The sequence below is a fragment of the Yersinia sp. 2540 StPb PI genome, from assembly GCF_052217165.1.
Classification (GTDB): Bacteria; Pseudomonadota; Gammaproteobacteria; order Enterobacterales; family Enterobacteriaceae; genus Yersinia; species Yersinia enterocolitica_E.
In genome coordinates this window covers 551030-570332 of sequence record NZ_JAZGQC010000001.1, presented here as the reverse complement: position 1 = coordinate 570332, position 19303 = coordinate 551030, and the positions used below count along the sequence as shown (strand labels likewise).

Below are 19303 nucleotides of genomic sequence, written 5' to 3'. Positions count from 1 at the left end.
AAGTTAGCGTATCGCTCGGATGATGGAGTAGCGCCTGCCGATAAAACCAACAGTAGTTACAATGGTCATCACATGTGAGCGCGACCATTGTATAATAACCATACAAACTATACTTCTATTTTGTGGCCCGGAAACCTATTCCCCTGGAAACAAGAATGGATTGATACTGCTGCGGGCGAATCCTTCACCTTCCATTTTGGCATCAAGGATAAGCGAGGCCAGATCATCAGCGACCGCTTCAACTTGTGGGTCTTTTTCCTGATAGAGAATTTTCAGGTAAGTGCCGCAATCACCACAACTTTCCGCTTTTACTGCCGCCAGTTCACTGTCCAGTGACCAGTAATTCAAATCACGGGTCTGTTCGCAGTTACTGCATTTGATTCGGACCACATGCCACTCGCTTTCACACAAGTTGCAGTGCAGATAACGTAAACCGTTTTGCGTACCGATATGCACCACGCTGGAGACCGGAATACTGCCGCAGACTGGGCAGAACTGGCGATGTTCACCATATTCAGCTCGCGCCTTACCGGGGATCTGGCTGGCCATCTGCGCCCAATACAATGATAAAGCCGCCCAGATGAATGGCGCTTTTTCACTGCCGATTTGGGCAAACTCGCGGTTTAACAGCGCATCAGCATACAGTTCCAGCTCATGTACCGACGCCTTATCCAGATTATCCAATACTGCCACAATATGATCAGGGGCATCAGGGCGTAGTTCAGCAATCAGTGCTGACAGGAGCTTGCGCCAATGTTCAGTGCGAGGAAAAACACTCAGATCCAGAGGCGGTTTACCGCTGGCAGCGGATTGCTCCAACTCAGCCTGCATATCCAACACCAGCGGATGGTCATGCAGCGCTTTTTGCTGCGCTTGGGTAATTTTAGCCGCAAAATCCAGATAATCGGACAACGGGTTATCCAGCGCAAGTTGCTGTAAACGTTCAGTCCGCCGGGTATACAGGCTTTTTAAATTCGCGAAAAGTAACGGCGGGATATTCCCCGCCGTGGTGCCTTTTTCGCTTTGTTTTCCTAGTTGATCTTTAGGGACAATGCGAATACTCATCAGGGTTTCTCTTCCTGTTTTTTCTGACGCTGACTTTTGGCGTTAACCTCACGGTACCAGCGCGGATGGTGCTTTTTCGCCCACGCCGCCGGTACCCAGCCTTCTACCATCGCGGTAATGGTGCCCTTCACCCACAGGGCAGCATAAACGTGCACCATAATCACGATAATTAACCCGACCGCCGCCAGCGAATGCACCAGCAGTGCCAGGCGAATCAGCGGGATCGGGAAGGAAGGCGCAAAGTAAGGCCGCCAGATAACAACACCACTGGCCAACAACAACACCAGACTGATAATAGCAGCCCAGAATACGCACTTCTGACCGAAATTATAGCGTCCCGTGTCGCCGACTTCCTCATTCATGGCGATTTTATGGATATTTTTAGCCCATTCCAGGTCTTCCTTATTGATCAGGTTATGTTTCCAGTAACGGAAAAACATGATCAGGAAGGCGGCGAACATAATCACCCCGGCAAAGGGGTGAAGGATGCGTGCCAACTGCGGCGTACCAAAAATATTCATCAGCCAGTTAAATGACGGGAAGAAGAACCCCAAACCACTGATAGCGGCCAGTATAAAGCAGAAGGCCACTATCCAGTGGTTGATGCGCTCCGGCGCGCTGTAGCGCTGGATGCGTTTTTCTTTTTTCATTTGGGCGTCTCCCCGTCGTCTGAGTGCTCAGCGGTGGTCTGCTCCGGTGGCGGCAATGACGTGTCAGCAGGTGTTGAATCCGGCTTATCGTCTTCGTCCTCCTCTTCTTCAACCCGGTTCGGGCCGACACCCACATAATGGAAGATACTGGCCGCAAAGGTTGCAGCGAAGCCCACCGCTGCCAGTGGTTTCCAGATCCCCTTCCAGAAGGTGACTGTCGGACTGATGGTCGGGTTCTCCGGCAGACCATGATAGAGCTGCGGTTTATCCGCATGATGCAGTACATACATCACATGGGTGCCCCCCACGCCAGCGGGGTCATATAACCCTGCGTTATCAAAGCCACGAGTTTTCAACTCAGCAACCCGGCCCGCAGCGACTTCTTTCATCGACTCTTTGGTGCCAAAGTGAATCGCTCCGGTCGGGCAGGTTTTCACACAGGCAGGTTCCTGGCCAACACCAACGCGATCGACGCACAGGGTACATTTATACACCCGGTTGTCATCTTTGTTCATGCGCGGCACATCGAACGGGCAACCGGCAATGCAGTAACCACAGCCGATACAGTGTTCTGACTGGAAATCGACGATACCATTGGCATACTGAATGATTGCCCCTTCCGACGGACATGCCTTCAGGCAGCCGGGGTCAGCACAATGCATGCAGCCATCCTTACGGATCAGCCACTCCAGCTTGCCGCTCTCTTCGTCTTCAACTTCAGAAAAACGCATCACCGTCCATGATTTGGCGGTCAGATCTGCGGGGTTATCGTACACCCCGACGTTATGACCGACTTCATCACGGATATCATTCCACTCCGAACACGCCACCTGACAGGCTTTACAACCGATACAGGTGGTGACGTCGATAAGCTTGGCCACCTCTTGCTGGTAGTTACGATCCTGTGGCGGCGGCGTAAGGGAGTTGGTGCCGGAGCGCCGGATAATGTCTTGGGTTTGCAGTGACATAGGTTCTCTCCGTTACACCTTTTCCACGTTGACCAGAAACGCCTTGAACTCTGGCGTTTGCGTATTGGCATCACCGACAAACGGTGTCAGGGTATTGGCCAGGAAGCCTTTTTTCGCCACCCCTTCGTATCCCCAGTGGATCGGGATACCAATAGTGTCAACTTCCTGCCCATGAACATTCAGCGTACGAATACGTTTGGTCACCACAGCCTTGGCTTTGATATAGCCACGGTTGGAGCTGACTTTCACGGTATCGCCCTGCTTAATGCCCTTTTTCGCTGCCAGTTTTTCGCCAATTTCCACAAACTGTTCCGGCTGTGCGATAGCATTGAGCAGCACATGCTTGGTCCAGTAGTGGAAATGCTCGGTCAGACGATAAGTGGTACCGACATACGGGAACTGCTCATGAGAACCCATTGCGGCCAAATCGTCTTTAAAGACACGAGCGGCCGGGTTAGATATCACATTCGGGTGCAGCGGGTTGGTGCCCAGCGGCGTTTCAAATGGCTCATAATGTTCCGGGAACGGTCCTTCTGCCATTTTGTCGATGGCAAACAGGCGGCCCATACCCTCTGGCTGCATGATAAACGGCCCGACATCGCTACCCGGTGCCGCGGCACTGTAATCTGGGATATCAACGCCACCCCATTTGGTGCCATCCCACTCCAGCAACTGGCGTTTCGGATCCCAGGGTTTACCTTGTGGGTCAGCAGAGGCACGGTTGTATAGAATGCGGCGGTTAAGCGGCCATGCCCACGCCCAGCCCAGGGTATTGCCAAGGCCGGATGGGTCAGCGTTATCACGGCGTGCCATCTGGTTACCGGCCGGTGTCCAACTACCGGCAAAGATCCAGCATCCACTGGCGGTAGTACCATCATCACGCAGATGAGCAAAGGTACTGAGCTGCTCGCCTTTTTTGACCAGCACTTTGCCGTCAGCATCGGTGATATCAGCCAGTGCTTTACCATTGCTTTCCTGTGCCACTTCTTCTGGCTCTGGATTGTCTGGCGTCAGATAATCCCAGGTCATATTGAGCACCTGTTCTGGCACTGCACCACCGTCCCGATGGTACATGTCACGCAGACGACTAAAGATACCCGCCAAAATGGCACCATCGTTCAATGCTTCGCCCGGTGAATCAGCACCTTTCCAGTGCCATTGCAGCCAGCGGCTGGAGTTAACAATTGAACCGTTTTCTTCAGCAAAACAACTGGATGGCAAGCGGAACACCTCGGTTTGAATTTTCGATGGACTGACATCGTTAAATTCACCGTGGTTTTGCCAGAAATTCGCGGTTTCAGTATTGAGTGGGTCAATAGTTACCAGGAATTTCAGTTTCGACAGTGATGCTACTACTTTGTTTTTGTTCGGGAACGACGCGACCGGGTTAAAGCCCTGGCAAATATAGCCATTCACTTTACCCTGCGACATCATCTCGAAATACTGTAATACGTCGTAGCCTTTATCCCACTTCGGCAACCAGTCGTAGCCCCAGCCGTTCTCTTTCTGGGCTTTATCACCGTAGAAACTTTTCATCAAACTGACGAAGAATTTCGGGTAATTGCTCCAGTAGTTAACCTGGCCCGGCAGCAGAGTTTTCGGCGTGTTGGCCTTCAGATAAGTGTCAATATCCGGCTGTTTTTCTGACGGCAGATTCAGGTAGCCCGGCAAGCTTTGCGACAGCAAACCCAGGTCAGTTAAACCCTGAATATTAGAGTGACCGCGCAAGGCGTTAATACCGCCCCCCGCCATGCCCATATTGCCCAGTAACAACTGGATCATCGCCATGGTACGGATGTTCTGCGCGCCAACCGAGTGTTGTGTCCAGCCCAGCGCATAGAGGAATGTGGCGGTTTTATTGGACACACTGGTTTCGGCGAGATATTCGCAAACCTGCAAGAAATCTTCTTTTGGCGTACCGCAAATGTTAGAGACCACCTCTGGCGTGTAACGGCTGACGTGTTCTTTCAGCAAGTTCCACACACAGCGCGGGTCTTGCAGCGTGACATCGCGTTTGGCAAAGCCGTTTTCATCCAACTGGTAATTCCAGGTGGTTTTGTCGTATTTGCGATTTTCGGCGTCATAGCCACTGAACAGGCCGTCATCAAAGGTAAAGTCTTCCCGCACCAGCAAGCTGGCGTTGGTATAAGCTTCGACGTATTCGCGGTTAATTTTGTTGTTGGTCATCAGATACAACAACACGCCGGACAGGAACGCGATATCGCTACCGGAGCGGATTGGCGTATAGAAGTCCGCCACCGATGCAGTACGAGTAAAGCGTGGGTCTATCACCAGCAACTTGGCATTGTTGTGGATTTTGGCTTCCATCGCCCAGCGGAACCCCACCGGATGCGCTTCTGCCGCATTACCGCCCATGACGATAATTAAGTCTGCGTTCTTGATGTCAACCCAGTGGTTGGTCATCGCACCGCGACCAAATGTTGGAGCAAGACTTGCTACCGTTGGTCCGTGTCAGACACGTGCTTGGTTGTCTACGGCAAGCATGCCGAGAGCGCGACTAAATTTCTGGGTCAGATAACCCGTTTCGTTACTGGATGCCGAGGCACACAGCATACCGGTACTCAGCCAACGGTTGACGGTAACACCGGCGTCGTTGGTCTTAATGAAGTTAGCGTCCCGGTCTTCTTTCATCAGCTTGGCAATGCGGTCAAATGCATCATTCCAAGTGATTCGCTGCCATTTATCTGAACCCGGAGCACGGTATTCAGGATATTTCAGGCGGCTTTCGCTATGGATAAAATCCACCAGCCCTGCACCTTTCGGGCACAGCGCGCCACGGTTTACCGGATGGTCCGGGTCCCCTTCGATATGGAAAATACTCTCTTTGGCGTTTTTTGCGCCGTCACCGAGGCTATACATCAAAAGCCCGCAACCAACGGAGCAATATGTGCAGGTATTCCGCGTCTCACGGGCACGCAGCAATTTGTAATTGCGCGTCTCCGCCAGCGCCACTGACGGCGTAAAGCCGAGTGCCGCGACCGTGGTTCCTGCCATACCGCCAGCGCAGATCTTAAAGAACTGCCTTCTGCTGACCTGCATGGGTCTCTCCTTCGTTCATTGTCACATTATTTCAGTTCACACTTCCCTCAACGAAACCGGAAGCGCTAAAATCGCTTACGCGATATCACCTTTATCGGTGTGGGATACATTCTTCTGGAAATAGAATTATACCCATACCATTCTTAATGTGAATGTTACCACATTGTGATTATGGGTTATAACTTTCAGGGCCGCATAGTGAGCCAGATCAAACCTTCAACAATTGACCTCTCCACCGGAATCTGCGGTGCAAAACAACTTAACGTGCTACAGCGCCATAAAATGGCCGAGCCGCAATTGGATTGGCTAGCGGAGGAAGTGCCGGTGGCGCTGGTCTACAATGGCATTTCCCATGTGGTGATGATGGCAACCCCGAAAGATCTGGCAGCATTCGCGCTGGGGTTTTCGTTGTCAGAGGGCATTATTAGCGCCCCACAAGATATCTACGCCATTGATGTGACACCAGGCTGTAATGGCATAGAAGTTAACATTGAGTTATCCAGCCGTCGCTTTGCCGGTTTAAAAGAGCGCCGCCGAGCTATGGCCGGCCGCACCGGATGTGGGGTCTGTGGTATTGAACAGCTTGATGATATTTTTCGCCACATCACCCCGCTGCCTTTCACTCAGACCTTTAATTTGAATCAACTCGATAATGCACTGGCACAACTCAAGCAGGTACAAACTGTGGGTCAGTTGACGGGTTGCACTCATGCTGCGGCCTGGATTAATCCGAAAGGTGAATTGTTGGGCGGTTGTGAAGATGTGGGCCGCCATGTCGCACTGGATAAGCTGCTGGGGATACGGGCCAAACAGCCGTGGCAGCAAGGTGCTGTGCTGGTTTCCAGCCGTGCTAGCTATGAGATGGTGCAGAAAACCGCAATGTGCGGTGCAGAGATTTTATTTGCTGTTTCTGCTGCAACAACCTTAGCGGTTGAAGTTGCCGAGCGCTGTAATCTGACGCTGGTTGGCTTCAGTAAACCCGGTAGAGCAACGGTTTACACCCATCCGCAGCGGATTAGTGAATAGAAAGACCACACAATTAGTACGGCATTGATAATCATTTTCAATATCATTTAATTAACTATAATGATCCGAATGCTTACGCGGCGCTTACTTTTTTTGCGCCGCCCTACACTACGGAGACGATGATTATGAGTTACTCACTGCCATCCCTGCCTTATGCTTATGACGCCCTGGAACCCCACTTCGATAAGCAGACGATGGAAATCCATCACACCAAACACCACCAGACCTATGTTAACAATGCAAACACGGTGTTGGAGAGCTTCCCTGAGCTGGCTAAATTCAGCGTTGAAGACCTGATCAAAGATCTGGACAAAGTTCCTGCTGAAAAACGCACTTTTATGCGTAACAACGCCGGCGGCCACGCTAACCACAGCCTGTTCTGGAAAGGGCTGAAACTGGACACAACCCTGAAGGGTGATCTGAAAGCCGCTATTGAGCGCGATTTCGGCAGCGTAGATAGCTTCAAAGAGAAATTTGAAGCTGCTGCGGCAACCCGTTTCGGTTCTGGTTGGGCTTGGCTGGTTCTGAAAGACGACGGCAAGCTGGCGGTTGTATCTACTGCTAACCAAGATAGCCCACTGATGGGCGAAGCAGTTTCTGGCGCATCAGGCTTCCCAATTATTGGCCTGGATGTGTGGGAACACGCTTACTATCTGAAATTCCAAAACCGCCGCCCAGACTACATCAAAGCATTCTGGAACGTGGTTAACTGGGACGAAGCAGCAGCGCGTTTCACTCAAGCCAAATAAGCCGCATAAACCGTATGTTGCATATCCAAACAACGTGGAGTTGCAGCTAACAACCCTGTAGCTTCAAGTCCGAAGGATACATGCCAGCAAGGTCATCTTGCTGGCATTTTTATTGCTAAAGTTTAGCCAATTTCTGCCGATAGATTGTTCAAGAAGGGCGTTGGTATTCATGGATATAAAGCTCATGAACTATACCCTAAATAATTCGAGTTGCAGGAAGGCAGTCAACGCACATGCAACTTGAAGTATGACGGGTATATCGTTTGGGAAAAGTACTCTTGCCAAGGCTATCCCACATACCACCAACTCCCCAAAATCTTCTAATAACTAGACCTCCCCAAACTCACCTACGCTGATTGATTTGCATCAGAGACACCGCATAACGGAGAAGAACATGGCAGTATTTAGCAACGTTTTTGGCAGCTTTGAAAATATGAAAGTCGGTAAAAAGCTGGGATTAAGCTTTTTCCTGATGTTGTTGCTGGTCGGGATCATCGCCGGTACCACCGCTTATCATTTCTCCGTGATTGAAGATCATGCTTATAAAGTTGACCTGAGTTACAAAGTTAACGATGAATCCAATCAGGCAAAATATAATCGTGCATTATATGAACGTACCTACTCCCTGCAATACATCAAAGAAAATTCTCAACATATCAATAATATAAAAAATCTTCTGACCCAGAGCGAAAGTCTTAGCTGGTCGGCAGATAACCGCAAAACCATTAGCAGTATTTCCGATGTGGTAGAGGAGTATCTGCAGCAGCAGAGTAACTTCGTCAATGCCGTGGCCCATAAAGATGATGTGCGCAAAAGCTGGAATATTTCTGAAACCCAGAAGAACCTCAACGAGCTGCAACAAAGCCTACTTAATGAAGGGGCAGATACCCATACCCAAATCCTGCTAGCAGAGATGAACCAGAAGTTGATGACCGTACGCTACAACGCACGCGGCTTATTGCTGGATCGCAACCAGGATGCAGAGTCCTCGCTGATTACCTCAATCAATATCGCCAATAGTGCCGCAAATGCTTTTATGCCGGTGCTATCGGCCGAACAGCAAAAGCTGCTGGCTCCGGTTATCTCCAGCCTGAGTACCTATAAAGATAACGTACTGGCCTATTTACCGGCTTATCAGCAAGAGCTGGAGGCCGGTAAAGTGATGGAATCTAATGCCAACGAATTGAATAAACTGGCCACCCATCTGTTCACCCAAGAACTGCAAGGAACCCACGCAGAAATCAATAATGCGCAATTGCAGTTAACTATTGCTGCCATTGCCGCACTGCTGTTTGGTCTATTGATTTCATGGCGCATGACCCGCCAGATCACGGTACCACTGCGCACCACCCTGGCGATGGCAGAGCGCATTGCTACCGGTGATTTAACTGCGGCGACAACATCAAACCGTACCGATGAGTTGGGCCTGTTGATGAATGCCGTCGCCCGAATGAATGAAAACCTGCGCGCCATGATTGATGAGATCCGCATTGGTGTCAGTCAGGTGTCTCATGCCTCCGGCGAAATTGCTGCCGGTAATACCGATTTATCTTCCCGCACCGAACAGCAGGCTGCGGCTGTAGAGGAAACCGCTGCCAGCATGGAGCAGTTGAATGCCACAGTTAAGCAGAATGCCGATAACGCCCACCATGCTAATCAACTGGCAACCGAGGCATCACAAACCGCACAGCAGGGCGGTAAGCTGGTTAACGATGTGGTGCGCACCATGAACGATATCTCCGGTAGCTCCAAACGTATCTCTGAGATTACTTCAGTCATTAACAGTATTGCTTTCCAGACCAATATCTTGGCCTTGAATGCTGCGGTTGAAGCCGCCCGCGCCGGCGAGCAAGGCCGTGGTTTTGCCGTTGTCGCCAGCGAAGTTCGCAATTTGGCACAACGCAGTGCACAAGCGGCGAAAGAAATTGAAGGCTTGATTGGCGAGTCAGTGACTCAGGTAAATGCTGGAACCACGTTGGTGCAAAATGCCGGGCAAACGATGGAGAATATTGTCCGCTCAGTGACCCATGTGCGCGATATTATGGCGGAAATCGCCTCAGCATCCGATGAGCAGAGCCGTGGCATCACACAGGTTAGCCAAGCCATCTCTGAAATGGACAGCACCACTCAGCAGAATGCTGCCTTAGTGGAAGAGTCTGCCGCCGCCGCTGACTCACTGGCTGAACAGGCCATTTTACTGGCACAGGCCGTTGCCGTGTTCCGCCTATCCGATGCAGAGGCAGAATCGGTACAGAAAAACGTCGGCGCATCCGTGGCACCTAAAAGTACCCCAACACCTCGCTCTGGCACAGAAAGCAGTCGCACCACTCAGCACGATAATTGGGAAACCTTCTGATTATCCGCTAAACCGCGATACCCGGCAGGAGTAGCCAATGCGGTTACTCCTGCCTATCTCATCGTTTCGCTCAATCCTATCGATAACCTCTTTTACCTTGGAACCCTGCGGTCAGGCAGGGTATTCTGATTCTCCCTTCCAAACGCAGACAAGGAGAGCAGATGAAGTATCCTCAGGTTTATATCGGTAAAATCGAGCCTTATAACGGCAGTTCCCCGAGCGCGATTGGTAAACGCCAGGTTCAGGGTGGCATCATGCTCACGACGCTGGGATTGGAAGGGGATGAACAAGCCGAAACCCGCTTTCACGGCGGGCCGGACCGCGCCTTATGCCATTATCCACGAGAACACTACTCCCACTGGATAGAGCGATTCCCTGCACAGGAAGATATTTTCTCTGCTCCAGCCTATGGCGAAAATATCTCAACCCTCGGCATGACGGAACAAAATGTCTATATGGGGGATATCTACCGCTGGGGAGGGGCAATCATTCAGGTGACTCAACCGCGTTCACCTTGTTACAAGCTCAACTTCCATTTCGCTATCGAGGAGATGTCGGCACTGATGCAGCAGACCGGCTATTGCGGCTGGCTGTATCGCGTAATTTCCACCGGTATTGTTAGTGAGGGCCATGCATTAGAGCTGTTGGCGCGTACCAGTGATATCTCGGTGGCAGAAGCGATTGCCATCGCCTGGCATATGCCTTTCGATAAAGAACAGTATCACCGCTTGTTGGCTGTATCAGGATTATCCACCAGTTGGAGTAAAACTATGCTAACGCGTCTTTCGCAAGGAAAGATCGAGGATTTTAACCGGCGGTTATTAGGGAATACCTAATGATAGAGGTTATTGAATAGCAAAATATGCCGATCTTTATTGATAAACTTGACTGTATCTCACTTGAGATACAAACTCAGTTTATTGATGAGGAGGCAAAAATGGCTACACACACCACAATGTTGCATGTCCGTATTGATGATGACGTCAAAAAACAGGCAACAGCAGCACTCAATGCAATGGGCCTTTCGGTTTCCGACGCCGTGCGTTTATTTTTAAATCGCGTCGTCGCTGATCAGGCATTTCCATTCGAATTGAAAGTACCGAACCCCCAGACTCGTGCGGCGATGCAGGAAGCAGAAGAGATAGTTCAAGCCCATAGCGCACGTTTTACTACTTCGGATGAGTTATTTATTGAACTTGAAAAAGACAACAGTAAGTAAACGAACGACAATGCCAAGGACGGCAGATTATACCAAAGACTTCCTTAAAGACTGGGAAAAGCTGTCCCGCAGTGGTCGTTATGATATGTATCGACTCAAACATGCCATGTTACTGCTTATTGCAAATGATACGCCGTTAGGTGCCGAATGGTTAGACCATCCGCTTAAAGGAGACTGGGAAAATTTCCGAGAATGCCATATCGGAGGAGATTTTTTACTGATCTATAAATTAAGTAACAGCAGTAAAATAAGCCAGATTATCTTTGTTCGCGCGGGAACTCACTCAGAACTGTTTGATTGATCATATTTACAACAACAAACCGGGTAGCAGCCATGCCACACACCCGGTTATTTCGAAAGTCGCAATTAGAACGCTTTTTTCGCGTAGCCGGTCACTTCTTTCAAGCCCATCTCACGGCCTAATGCAGTCATTGGGTGTACCACCACAATACCGCGTACTGCTTTCTTCAGCGTGCCCATATCCGCCTGCTCTTTTTTAGTAATAGCACGGCTGAACGGCAGTTGAGCTAGCTTTTGTGCCTCAGCACTCAGGTTTTTAACCCGCACTTCTTTCAGGCGCTGAATTTCAGCCGCCAGTTTCTCTTTTTCTTTCATATGCTGCGCGATCAAATCCATATTACCCTGTTGGATCACGGTAGGGTCTTTGTGGTTCAACGCATCCAGCATATCGCTTAGACGTTTGATTTCTGCATGTTCTTTCATAGTATTGGCCCGTACATGCCACTGATGGGCACGATATTTCGCTAAAGTTGGGGATAGGATAGCACTGATTGTGCATCAAGATAGAGAGTGTATCAGGATGCGTGCTTTTCAGCAGCAGCCTCCTGTATTGGTTGCCACTGCATGCCGGCCGGTAGGCTGCTAATTTCACAAGCAACCTCCCCGAGCCTGACCAAAGCTTGGGTATAGTGGTGGTTGAACGGATAACAGCACGAGAGGCGAAAAGCATTACGATAGCGGCCACTCGGCGAGTAAAGCGTACCGGGGGTCAGGCATATCTGTTCTTGTAGCAATTGATGAAATAGCGCCACGGTATCGACACTGGCAGGGAACTCGACCCAGAAAACAAAACCCCCTGCTGGTTGGGTCACTTTGGTCCCACGAGGGAAGTACTGTGCAATGAGTTGCTGCGCCTGTTGTACCTGTTGTGCATAACGGCGGCGTAGCCCGCGCAGGTGGTGGTCATAACCGCCAGACTCCAGAAACAGTGCCAGTGTTTCTGATAATAACGCCGGTTCCGCCATCGACGACACCGCTTTGAGCTTATGTAATGCCTCAGCGAAGCGGCCACCATCAATCCAGCCGATACGGAAGTCCGGGGCCAGTGTTTTGGTGAAGCTGGAACAGAACAGCACCCAACCGTCGCGGTCAAAGGCTTTTACCGCTGGGGACAAGGTAGAACCGAATTGTATTTCTGCATATAAGCCATCTTCTATCAGTGGCACCTGATGATCGTTCATCAACTGTGCCAGGCGCTTTTTCGCCGCCAGTGGCATCGTAAAACCTAACGGGTTCTGCACCGTTGGCATGGCGATCAATGCATTCAACCGCCCCTCCTGAAGCAGTAACTCCAACACATCCAACGATAAACCTTGCTGTGGATCGGTTGGAATCTCCACGGCTTTCAGGCCAAGACTGGCAAGTAATGGCATCAGATAGAAATAGGTTGGCGATTCCAGCCCGACACAATCACCCGGCTTGGTGGTGACCCGCAACGCTAACTGCAACGCCTCCATACAACCATGCGTAATAGTGATATCTGCCGGATTAGCCAGCATCCCGAGGGTCATGGCGCGGCGGGCGATTTGCTGACGCAGGCGCTGGCATCCTGGTGGCAACGCGTACTGGCTGATTAACTGCGGCTCGCGACGCAACAGTGATGCCATGATGCGGCCCAACTTGGCGCTGGGGTAAAAATCCGCCGTTTGTGGACAGGCGAGCGAGATATTGGTAAAGCGAGGGTTTTGTTGTGCGGCAAATACCGTATCAATTAAATCCAGCACCTCATTTACCGGTTTGCCGACTGTCGCTGTTGGCACCACCGCCGTTGACGGACTACAGACATAAAACCCTGACTGCGGACGCGCCTCAATCAAGCCTCGATCCTCCAGCGTACGGTAAGCCGCCACCACCGTATTGATACTCACCTGATGGTTTTTGGCGTAACCGCGCACTGATGGCAGGCGGCTACCCGCCAGCAAACTGCCTTTCTTAATGGCCTGTGCCAGATTGTCAGCCACTTGCAAGTAGCGAATTTCATTCATAACAACGGGCATGGTGACAGTTCTCCGCAGGTTCAATGGGTACAGTTAAATCTTATACAAACTGTACCCACAACAATAGATAACTTCTGCTTCTGACGCCATAGCGGATTGCTGTTTATACTCGTCATACTTCAAATTGCATGTGTGTTGGCTGCGCTCGATCACCCAAATCATTGACTCGCGTCAACTCATCGGGACTCACTCACTTGCCGCCTTCCTGCAACTCGAATTATTTAGAGTACATGCTAAATCTCTTGATAACATCATTAGGACCTACCGCCCATGTTGGACAGTGCCTTTATCAGTTACGTTACCGTTATGTCGATCACTCCAGGCCCAAATAACCTGTTATTAGCCGCATCTGGTGTCAATTTTGGCTTACGTCGCACCTTCCCAATGATGTTGGGGATTACCTTTGGTTGCGCGTTGCAATGCGCATTAATGACCACATTGTTGGCATTAATTCTCAGTTGGCTGGGGGTAATTCGCTTGCCACTGGTGACGCTGGGATGTGCATATTTATTCTGGTTATCGTGGAAGATTTTTAATTCCGGTAGCCCGAAGTCAAGAGATGACCAGCAGCCGATGGGGTTTATCCAGGGGGCTTTATTTCAGGCCATTAATCCAAAGGCTTGGCTGATGGCTATGAATGTCGCCATCTTATTTACACCACGTGAAGGTGCTACGCTGAGCCATACCCTGCTGATTGTTAGTGGCTTTGCTCTGTTAAATCTGCCTTGTGTGGCCGTTTGGGCGGTGATGGGGGATCAGTTACGCCATGCGTTACGGGTTAACTGGAAACTACGATTATTCAATGGAGTGATGGGGGGCTTGATGGCAATAACAGCATTGTGGCTGTTAGTTGACGAATGGCTCAGTGTGTTGCAGTAACTCAGGCATGGCCGAGTGGTGACAGCTTGGAAACCTGTTTTAAGCTGATGCGGGAGAGCAATTCTGTAATCGAGAGCACCATGGTGGAACGCACCATTTGCTGATAACGCTGGCGTTGCATGGCAATCAGCGACGCGTCTGCTTCATCCGGGCGCAGGAAAGTGGGCACTGGCGGCAATTCAGCCACACAATGTAATTCACCAAATGGCCCGAGGATTTCGTCATCAGTAAAGCGATACTCGGTGCCATCATGGTTTAACTCCTCACGAAGCGCCATCAATAGCTCAGCATCTTCGTATTCATGACGGGTGATCACACCCAAGGCATAAACCAACTTTAGTCGCACGGATAGCTCACCAAGCGGCCCATCGCCAACCAGCAATGGTTCCACAGCATATTTCACCGCATAGTCATCTTTACGAAAAACCTGCACCACGAGAATATTCAGCGCTTCTGCCAATAATTCGACAGCAGCCATCAGGAAACTCCGAACGGTCTTGCCTGCGTTCAGATGCTCAAGTACCCGATTCTCAAATGCCTGTGTTTTTTCAATCATCGCTTGTCACTGAGGTGGTTTCAGAATATCGGGCTACGAAAAGATAAATACCGCGCAATCTGACACGGTATTTATCCCCGTCATACTTCAAGCCGCATGTGCGTTGGCTGCCCTCGCTCACCCCAGTCACTTACTTGAGTAAGCTCCTGGGGATTTACTCAGTTGCCGCCTTCCCGCAACTCGAATTATTTAGGGTACATCACCTAACGCAAACTCATTTTGTTCATAACAAAATCAGTGCGCCAGCTTGTCCTGCATGGCGTTATACACACTCACCGCCTGTTCGACAACCTCGCCATCAGCGGGTAAGCCTGAAATTTGCGCCAAAGCAGCTTTCGGCCCCAATTTCGCCAGTAATTCAACCAACTCCTGAGCTTGTGGGTCTTGCTCACTGCGATAATTCATGGCCGCCGCAATACCGGTTACCAGATTGGTGTGTGGCAGTTGATACTCAAGTGTACCCAATAGCGGTTTGATCAATCGATCACCGGCACTCAGTTTACGCAGTGGCTGACGGCCAACACGTTCAACATCGTCATGCAGGTAAGGGTTCTCAAAACGGGAGATGATTTTATTGATATAAGCGGCATGTTTTTGTGGATCAAAAGCATAGCGTTTAATCAGCACCGCACCACTCTCTTCCATCGCGCCTTTCACTGTCTGGCGTACTGCCGGGTCCAAGATAGCATCACGAATGGTTTGATGGCCTGCCAGTTGCCCCAGATAGGCTGTTATTGCATGTCCGGTGTTCAGGGTGAAGAGTTTACGCTCCACAAACGCCATCAGGTTGTCGGTCAACTCCATACCCGCGATTTCCGGTGGCTGCCCTTTGAACTGGGTACCATCAACAATCCACTCACTGAAGGTCTCTACCGTCACTGCCAGAATATCTGTACTGCCCGCTTCTGATGGCGGCACAATACGGTCTACCGCAGAATCGACGAAACCGACATGTTGCTCAACCCACGCTTGTTCACTTTCCGGTAACGCAGCGAAGACATGCTGTTTTAACTGGCTGGTACCGCGCACCATATTCTCACAGGCGATAATATTCAGCGGGCGAGTATTACCTTGTTGATGGCGAGCGACTAAGCCTTGTGCCACGGTGCCGGCAATACGTGCCAGAATCTGCGGTCCAACAGCGGTGGTGACAATATCGGCATCAGCAATCAGCGCCACCACGTCTGGGCTACTGCTGTTTACTGCACTCACGTTTTTGACTTCTTCAACCCGCGCCTGCTCACCGACCACATTGACCTGATAACTTTTACGTTTATTCAGTTCGTCCAGCAGCGGTTGGTTAACATCTGCGAAGGTCAGTTGCGCACCGGCATCAGCAAGAAGTTTACCAATGAAGCCCCGGCCAATGTTACCTGCGCCAAAATGTAATGCTTTCATATTCGTTACCTTTTGCTGTAAAAGGGCCGTTTTCTCCCAACGGCCCTATTCAGTTATTGCTGGGTTACTTTTTGCCACCCAATAAGTCCAATACTTCCTGCACGCTGGTAGTTTTACTTAAGCGCTCAATCACCGACTCATCATCCAGCGCATTCGTCAGGCTGGTAATAACATGAATGTGCTCATTATTACGGGCCGCGATACCAATCACCAAACGCGCCACTTCATCTTCTTCGTCACCAAAGCGCACGCCGTCAGGGTATTGGCAGAATACTACACCGGTTTTCAACACACGGTCTTTCGCTTCAATGGTACCGTGTGGTACCGCGATAGATTCGCCCAGATAAGTGGAGGTCAGTTTTTCACGTTCCAACATCGCTTCAACATATTCCGGCTCAACATAACCCCCCTTCACCAACTGCTCACCAGCGAAGCGAATAGCTTGCTCTTTGGTGGCTGCGTGTTGATTGAGGAAGATATTCTCCGCGCCCAGCTTGAATAAGTTGGCTTCAGAGGCTTCAAAGCTATCGTCCAGCGTTTCAATCACTTTCTGAGTGCTTGCTGTCGTATTAGCCGCCTCCACCAAACGTGCTGTCAGGTTGGTGTACAACTGGCTATCAAGGAAGTTGGTCAGCGAGATATGTTGTGCCTGTGGCGCATGGCGCATGGCTCGCTCAGTCAAATCACGGTGGGTGATAACCAAGTCCACATCTTCTGGTAAGTTGTTGATAGCACAGTTAGTCACCGAGATATGTCTCAAGCCCGCATCTTGTACTTTCTTACGCAGCACACCGGCCCCCATCGCACTAGAACCCATACCAGCATCACAAGCTACGATAATTTTACGTACTGTGGTCAGGTCGCCTGCGGCAGCGGCAGCATTCGCCGCTTGTGCGCCTTTAGATTGCGCTTTCATATCTTGTATACGGCGAGTTGCATCTTCCAGACTGTCTTCCTCGTCGTCTTTGACTTTAGAGGTTTTCAGCAAGATAGCCGATACCACGAAGGAGACGGCAAACGCAGCCGCAACTGCAGCAATGTTGGCAAAATAAGCACCTTTAGGTGTCATCGCCAATACTGCCAGGATAGAACCAGGAGACGCAGGTGATACCAGGCCGCCGTTCAGCACAGTCAGAGTGAACACACCAGTCATACCGCCCAGAATAACCGCCAGCAATAAGCGCGGGTTCATCAGCACGTATGGGAAATAGATTTCGTGGATACCACCGAAGAAGTGGATGATAGCCGCGCCGCCAGCAGATTGCTTAGCGTTACCTCTACCGAAGAACATGTAAGCCATCAACACACCCATACCTGGGCCTGGGTTCGCTTCAATCAGGAAGAAGATAGACTTACCGGTTTCAGTCGCCTGCTGGATACCCAGAGGTGAGAAGATACCGTGGTTAATCGCGTTATTCAGGAACAGGATTTTGGCTGGTTCGACGAAGATAGACGTTAATGGCAGCAGGTTAAGCTGCACCATGATATGCACGCCTTTAGCCAACACGTGGGACAACACTTCTACCAGTGGACCAATCGCCATAAAGGCGAGAATCGCCAACAACATCCCGATGATACCGGCTGAGAAGTTGTTAACCAGCATCTCAAAGCCGCTTTTGATTTTACCTTCAACCCAACGGTCAAAGTGTTTGATTGCCCAGCCACCCAGCGGACCCACAATCATCGCACCGAGGAACATTGGCATATCCGCACCAACGATAACCCCCATGGTGGTGATAGCACCCACCACACCACCGCGATCACCACCCACCAAACGGCCACCGGTAAAACCGATCAGCAGTGGTAACAGGTAGGTGATCATTGGGCCAACCAGTTTGGCTAGCGTTTCATTTGGCAGCCAGCCGGTTGGAATAAACAGTGCGGTGATAATACCCCAGGCAATAAATGCCCCGATATTGGGCATAACCATGTTACTGAGGAATCGGCCAAAATTTTGAATTCTGACCTTTGCGTCTGGTGAAAACATAAAACACCCCTATTGGTACGCGCTAACAATAAGAGCGCGATATAATTGTTTTGTTGAGGCAGTTCTGCAAAACCCGCCGGTGTTATCGAATACAAACACGCTGTATGCAAAACAAACTCTAGCATGCTCCTTTATTCACGCGTAGCTCACTGCATTTATGTGACGGAAGTCACATCAACCCCCCTATTACAGGGGTGCATTTGTTGACGCAGATCACACTAAATGACTGTAAGAAAACCACGACGACGAATTTTTAAGCTACAAAGCCTGATTATAGTGATATAAATCACATTTTGTGTGGGTTAGTTTGTTTTGAAAATGTGATGTTAATCACAAGTTATTTTTGCTCGTAGAGAGGAGATGAGACATTCACCCTGCTAATAACCTCTCAGACTCAACTCTTGGTAGAAATGTGTAATAAAATAACGGGGGGAAGGGGGAATACTATTGGAGCGGGTTTTGGTTGATATGAGTTCATCATTGCTCACGATCGGATCTTGTTTCGGTTGATAAACGCTCAGAGGTCATTTTAGCTCAGTCGCCTCAACCGAGTTAAGGCCCATAAGCGTGGGCCTTAACAATCCGCGCTTACGCACGTATCGCTTGCCTGCTGCGCAGGTTCCCTCGGCTCATCATTACGCTGGCGGGACGGCTTTATTCGCATCCCTGCTCATGACGCCTAAATCCGCCGTCCATGGCGGATTTCCCTGGCTTCATTCTTCACTCGGCAGCTCAAATGTGCTTTTAAACATCAAAACCTAAAACCATGGTTTTGACTTTGAGCGCAATCAGGAATATTGCCGACAAGGAGTGAGGGTAGAGTGAGCGGGCATGGACGCCCGCGAAAAGCGCGCTTGGGCAGGGATGCCCATCGCGCTGGCTCGTCAGCCCGAAAGACGCTGACGGTTTACCCGCAGGGCAATATTTCGCGCAAGCGCGGGATTGCACAAGGGGCCACGCTTATGGCCCCTTTGCCGGTTGGTTCATCGCAGGTTAAGTAAGCTCAGTTGCTTTAACAACCGAACTTATTCACTTATCAAATACCAGCCGAACCGATAACCAAATCAAATCAAATCAAATCAAATCAAATCAA

General features: G+C 50.3%; 17 protein-coding genes. 8 read left to right on the top strand and 9 right to left on the bottom strand.

Annotation, left to right across the window (positions count from 1 at the left end; translation table 11 throughout):
- Positions 1 to 135 precede the first annotated feature (135 nt).
- The 4 genes from fdhE to fdnG are packed head-to-tail and all read right to left on the bottom strand — an operon-like array spanning position 136 to position 5743.
- A complete protein-coding gene (fdhE, locus tag V1956_RS02550) occupies positions 136 to 1065 on the bottom strand; it encodes a formate dehydrogenase accessory protein FdhE (RefSeq protein WP_083161459.1) in 930 nt (309 codons plus the stop codon).
- Positions 1065 to 1715 carry a formate dehydrogenase cytochrome b556 subunit gene (gene fdoI / locus V1956_RS02545; protein WP_083161461.1) on the bottom strand — a complete coding sequence of 217 codons (651 nt, stop codon included), beginning with the start codon at positions 1713 to 1715 and terminating at the stop codon, positions 1065 to 1067. The genes fdhE and fdoI overlap by 1 nt, the downstream gene beginning before the upstream one ends.
- Positions 1712 to 2683, bottom strand: a complete 972-nt coding sequence (gene fdxH / locus V1956_RS02540; RefSeq protein ID WP_372560228.1) for a formate dehydrogenase subunit beta — start codon at positions 2681 to 2683, stop codon at positions 1712 to 1714. Before fdxH ends, fdoI begins: the two co-directional genes overlap by 4 nt.
- A gap of 12 nt (positions 2684 to 2695) precedes the next feature.
- Positions 2696 to 5743 (bottom strand): formate dehydrogenase-N subunit alpha, encoded by a 3048-nt coding sequence (gene fdnG, locus V1956_RS02535; protein ID WP_102970500.1) that lies wholly within the window; start codon positions 5741 to 5743, stop codon positions 2696 to 2698.
- Between the two features lie 171 nt (positions 5744 to 5914).
- Between fdnG and fdhD the strand changes: the two genes are divergently transcribed.
- From fdhD to V1956_RS02505, 6 genes are all read left to right on the top strand, one after another.
- Entirely contained in the window at positions 5915 to 6769 is an 855-nt protein-coding gene (gene fdhD, locus V1956_RS02530) for a formate dehydrogenase accessory sulfurtransferase FdhD (protein WP_420074493.1), read from the top strand.
- Positions 6770 to 6894: 125 nt separating this feature from the next.
- Positions 6895 to 7518, top strand: coding sequence for a superoxide dismutase [Mn] (gene sodA, locus V1956_RS02525; protein ID WP_050311298.1), 624 nt, complete (start codon positions 6895 to 6897; stop codon positions 7516 to 7518).
- Between the two features lie 394 nt (positions 7519 to 7912).
- On the top strand, positions 7913 to 9874 hold the full coding sequence (locus V1956_RS02520) for a methyl-accepting chemotaxis protein (protein ID WP_420074494.1): 1962 nt from the start codon (positions 7913 to 7915) through the stop codon (positions 9872 to 9874).
- Between the two features lie 161 nt (positions 9875 to 10035).
- Entirely contained in the window at positions 10036 to 10710 is a 675-nt protein-coding gene (gene yiiM / locus V1956_RS02515; protein WP_372560225.1) for a 6-hydroxyaminopurine reductase, read from the top strand.
- Between the two features lie 101 nt (positions 10711 to 10811).
- The gene (locus tag V1956_RS02510) at positions 10812 to 11093 is read left to right on the top strand and encodes a type II toxin-antitoxin system RelB/DinJ family antitoxin (protein WP_032906763.1); all 282 of its coding nucleotides are present in this window, start codon (positions 10812 to 10814) and stop codon (positions 11091 to 11093) included.
- Positions 11071 to 11394: a type II toxin-antitoxin system YafQ family toxin gene (locus V1956_RS02505; protein ID WP_420071150.1), complete on the top strand. Its 324-nt coding sequence runs from the start codon at positions 11071 to 11073 to the stop codon at positions 11392 to 11394. Before V1956_RS02510 ends, V1956_RS02505 begins: the two co-directional genes overlap by 23 nt.
- Before the next feature lie 65 nt (positions 11395 to 11459).
- Here the strand turns inward: V1956_RS02505 and V1956_RS02500 are convergent, their stop codons facing one another.
- Entirely contained in the window at positions 11460 to 11816 is a 357-nt protein-coding gene (locus tag V1956_RS02500; protein WP_075337794.1) for a YibL family ribosome-associated protein, read from the bottom strand.
- A gap of 92 nt (positions 11817 to 11908) precedes the next feature.
- Positions 11909 to 13390, bottom strand: coding sequence for an aminotransferase-like domain-containing protein (locus tag V1956_RS02495; protein WP_420071151.1), 1482 nt, complete (start codon positions 13388 to 13390; stop codon positions 11909 to 11911).
- Positions 13391 to 13660: 270 nt separating this feature from the next.
- Here V1956_RS02495 and V1956_RS02490 point away from each other — a divergent pair, with 270 nt between their 5' ends.
- Complete coding sequence (locus V1956_RS02490) at positions 13661 to 14269, top strand: LysE family translocator (RefSeq protein WP_372560222.1); 609 nt, start codon at positions 13661 to 13663, stop codon at positions 14267 to 14269.
- Between the two features lies 1 nt (position 14270).
- Here V1956_RS02490 and V1956_RS02485 read toward each other — a convergent pair whose 3' ends face one another.
- The 3 genes from V1956_RS02485 to V1956_RS02475 form a co-directional block, all read right to left on the bottom strand.
- A complete protein-coding gene (locus V1956_RS02485; protein ID WP_005186837.1) occupies positions 14271 to 14825 on the bottom strand; it encodes an MltR family transcriptional regulator in 555 nt (184 codons plus the stop codon).
- Between the two features lie 234 nt (positions 14826 to 15059).
- Positions 15060 to 16223, bottom strand: a complete 1164-nt coding sequence (locus tag V1956_RS02480; RefSeq protein WP_420074496.1) for a mannitol-1-phosphate 5-dehydrogenase — start codon at positions 16221 to 16223, stop codon at positions 15060 to 15062.
- 64 nt (positions 16224 to 16287) lie between these two features.
- Positions 16288 to 18210 (bottom strand): PTS mannitol transporter subunit IICBA, encoded by a 1923-nt coding sequence (locus V1956_RS02475; protein WP_372560220.1) that lies wholly within the window; start codon positions 18208 to 18210, stop codon positions 16288 to 16290.
- Between the two features lie 821 nt (positions 18211 to 19031).
- On the opposite strand from V1956_RS02475, the gene V1956_RS02470 reads away from it, so the two are divergent.
- The gene (locus V1956_RS02470) at positions 19032 to 19211 is read left to right on the top strand and encodes a hypothetical protein (protein ID WP_049558539.1); all 180 of its coding nucleotides are present in this window, start codon (positions 19032 to 19034) and stop codon (positions 19209 to 19211) included.
- Positions 19212 to 19303: the final 92 nt, after the last annotated feature.

What these genes read in the sequence shown, in the direction of transcription:
- V1956_RS02490 (WP_372560222.1), top strand. Translation starts at nt 13,661, where the DNA reads ATGTTGGACAGTGCCTTTATCAGTTACGTTACCGTTATGTCGATCACT.
- fdhD (WP_420074493.1), top strand. Translation starts at nt 5,915, where the DNA reads ATGGGTTATAACTTTCAGGGCCGCATAGTGAGCCAGATCAAACCTTCA.
- fdxH (WP_372560228.1), bottom strand. Translation starts at nt 2,683, where the DNA reads ATGTCACTGCAAACCCAAGACATTATCCGGCGCTCCGGCACCAACTCC.
- V1956_RS02480 (WP_420074496.1), bottom strand. Translation starts at nt 16,223, where the DNA reads ATGAAAGCATTACATTTTGGCGCAGGTAACATTGGCCGGGGCTTCATT.
- sodA (WP_050311298.1), top strand. Translation starts at nt 6,895, where the DNA reads ATGAGTTACTCACTGCCATCCCTGCCTTATGCTTATGACGCCCTGGAA.
- V1956_RS02500 (WP_075337794.1), bottom strand. Translation starts at nt 11,816, where the DNA reads ATGAAAGAACATGCAGAAATCAAACGTCTAAGCGATATGCTGGATGCG.
- yiiM (WP_372560225.1), top strand. Translation starts at nt 10,036, where the DNA reads ATGAAGTATCCTCAGGTTTATATCGGTAAAATCGAGCCTTATAACGGC.
- V1956_RS02510 (WP_032906763.1), top strand. Translation starts at nt 10,812, where the DNA reads ATGGCTACACACACCACAATGTTGCATGTCCGTATTGATGATGACGTC.
- fdoI (WP_083161461.1), bottom strand. Translation starts at nt 1,715, where the DNA reads ATGAAAAAAGAAAAACGCATCCAGCGCTACAGCGCGCCGGAGCGCATC.
- V1956_RS02520 (WP_420074494.1), top strand. Translation starts at nt 7,913, where the DNA reads ATGGCAGTATTTAGCAACGTTTTTGGCAGCTTTGAAAATATGAAAGTC.
- fdhE (WP_083161459.1), bottom strand. Translation starts at nt 1,065, where the DNA reads ATGAGTATTCGCATTGTCCCTAAAGATCAACTAGGAAAACAAAGCGAA.
- V1956_RS02475 (WP_372560220.1), bottom strand. Translation starts at nt 18,210, where the DNA reads ATGTTTTCACCAGACGCAAAGGTCAGAATTCAAAATTTTGGCCGATTC.
- V1956_RS02485 (WP_005186837.1), bottom strand. Translation starts at nt 14,825, where the DNA reads ATGATTGAAAAAACACAGGCATTTGAGAATCGGGTACTTGAGCATCTG.
- V1956_RS02495 (WP_420071151.1), bottom strand. Translation starts at nt 13,390, where the DNA reads ATGCCCGTTGTTATGAATGAAATTCGCTACTTGCAAGTGGCTGACAAT.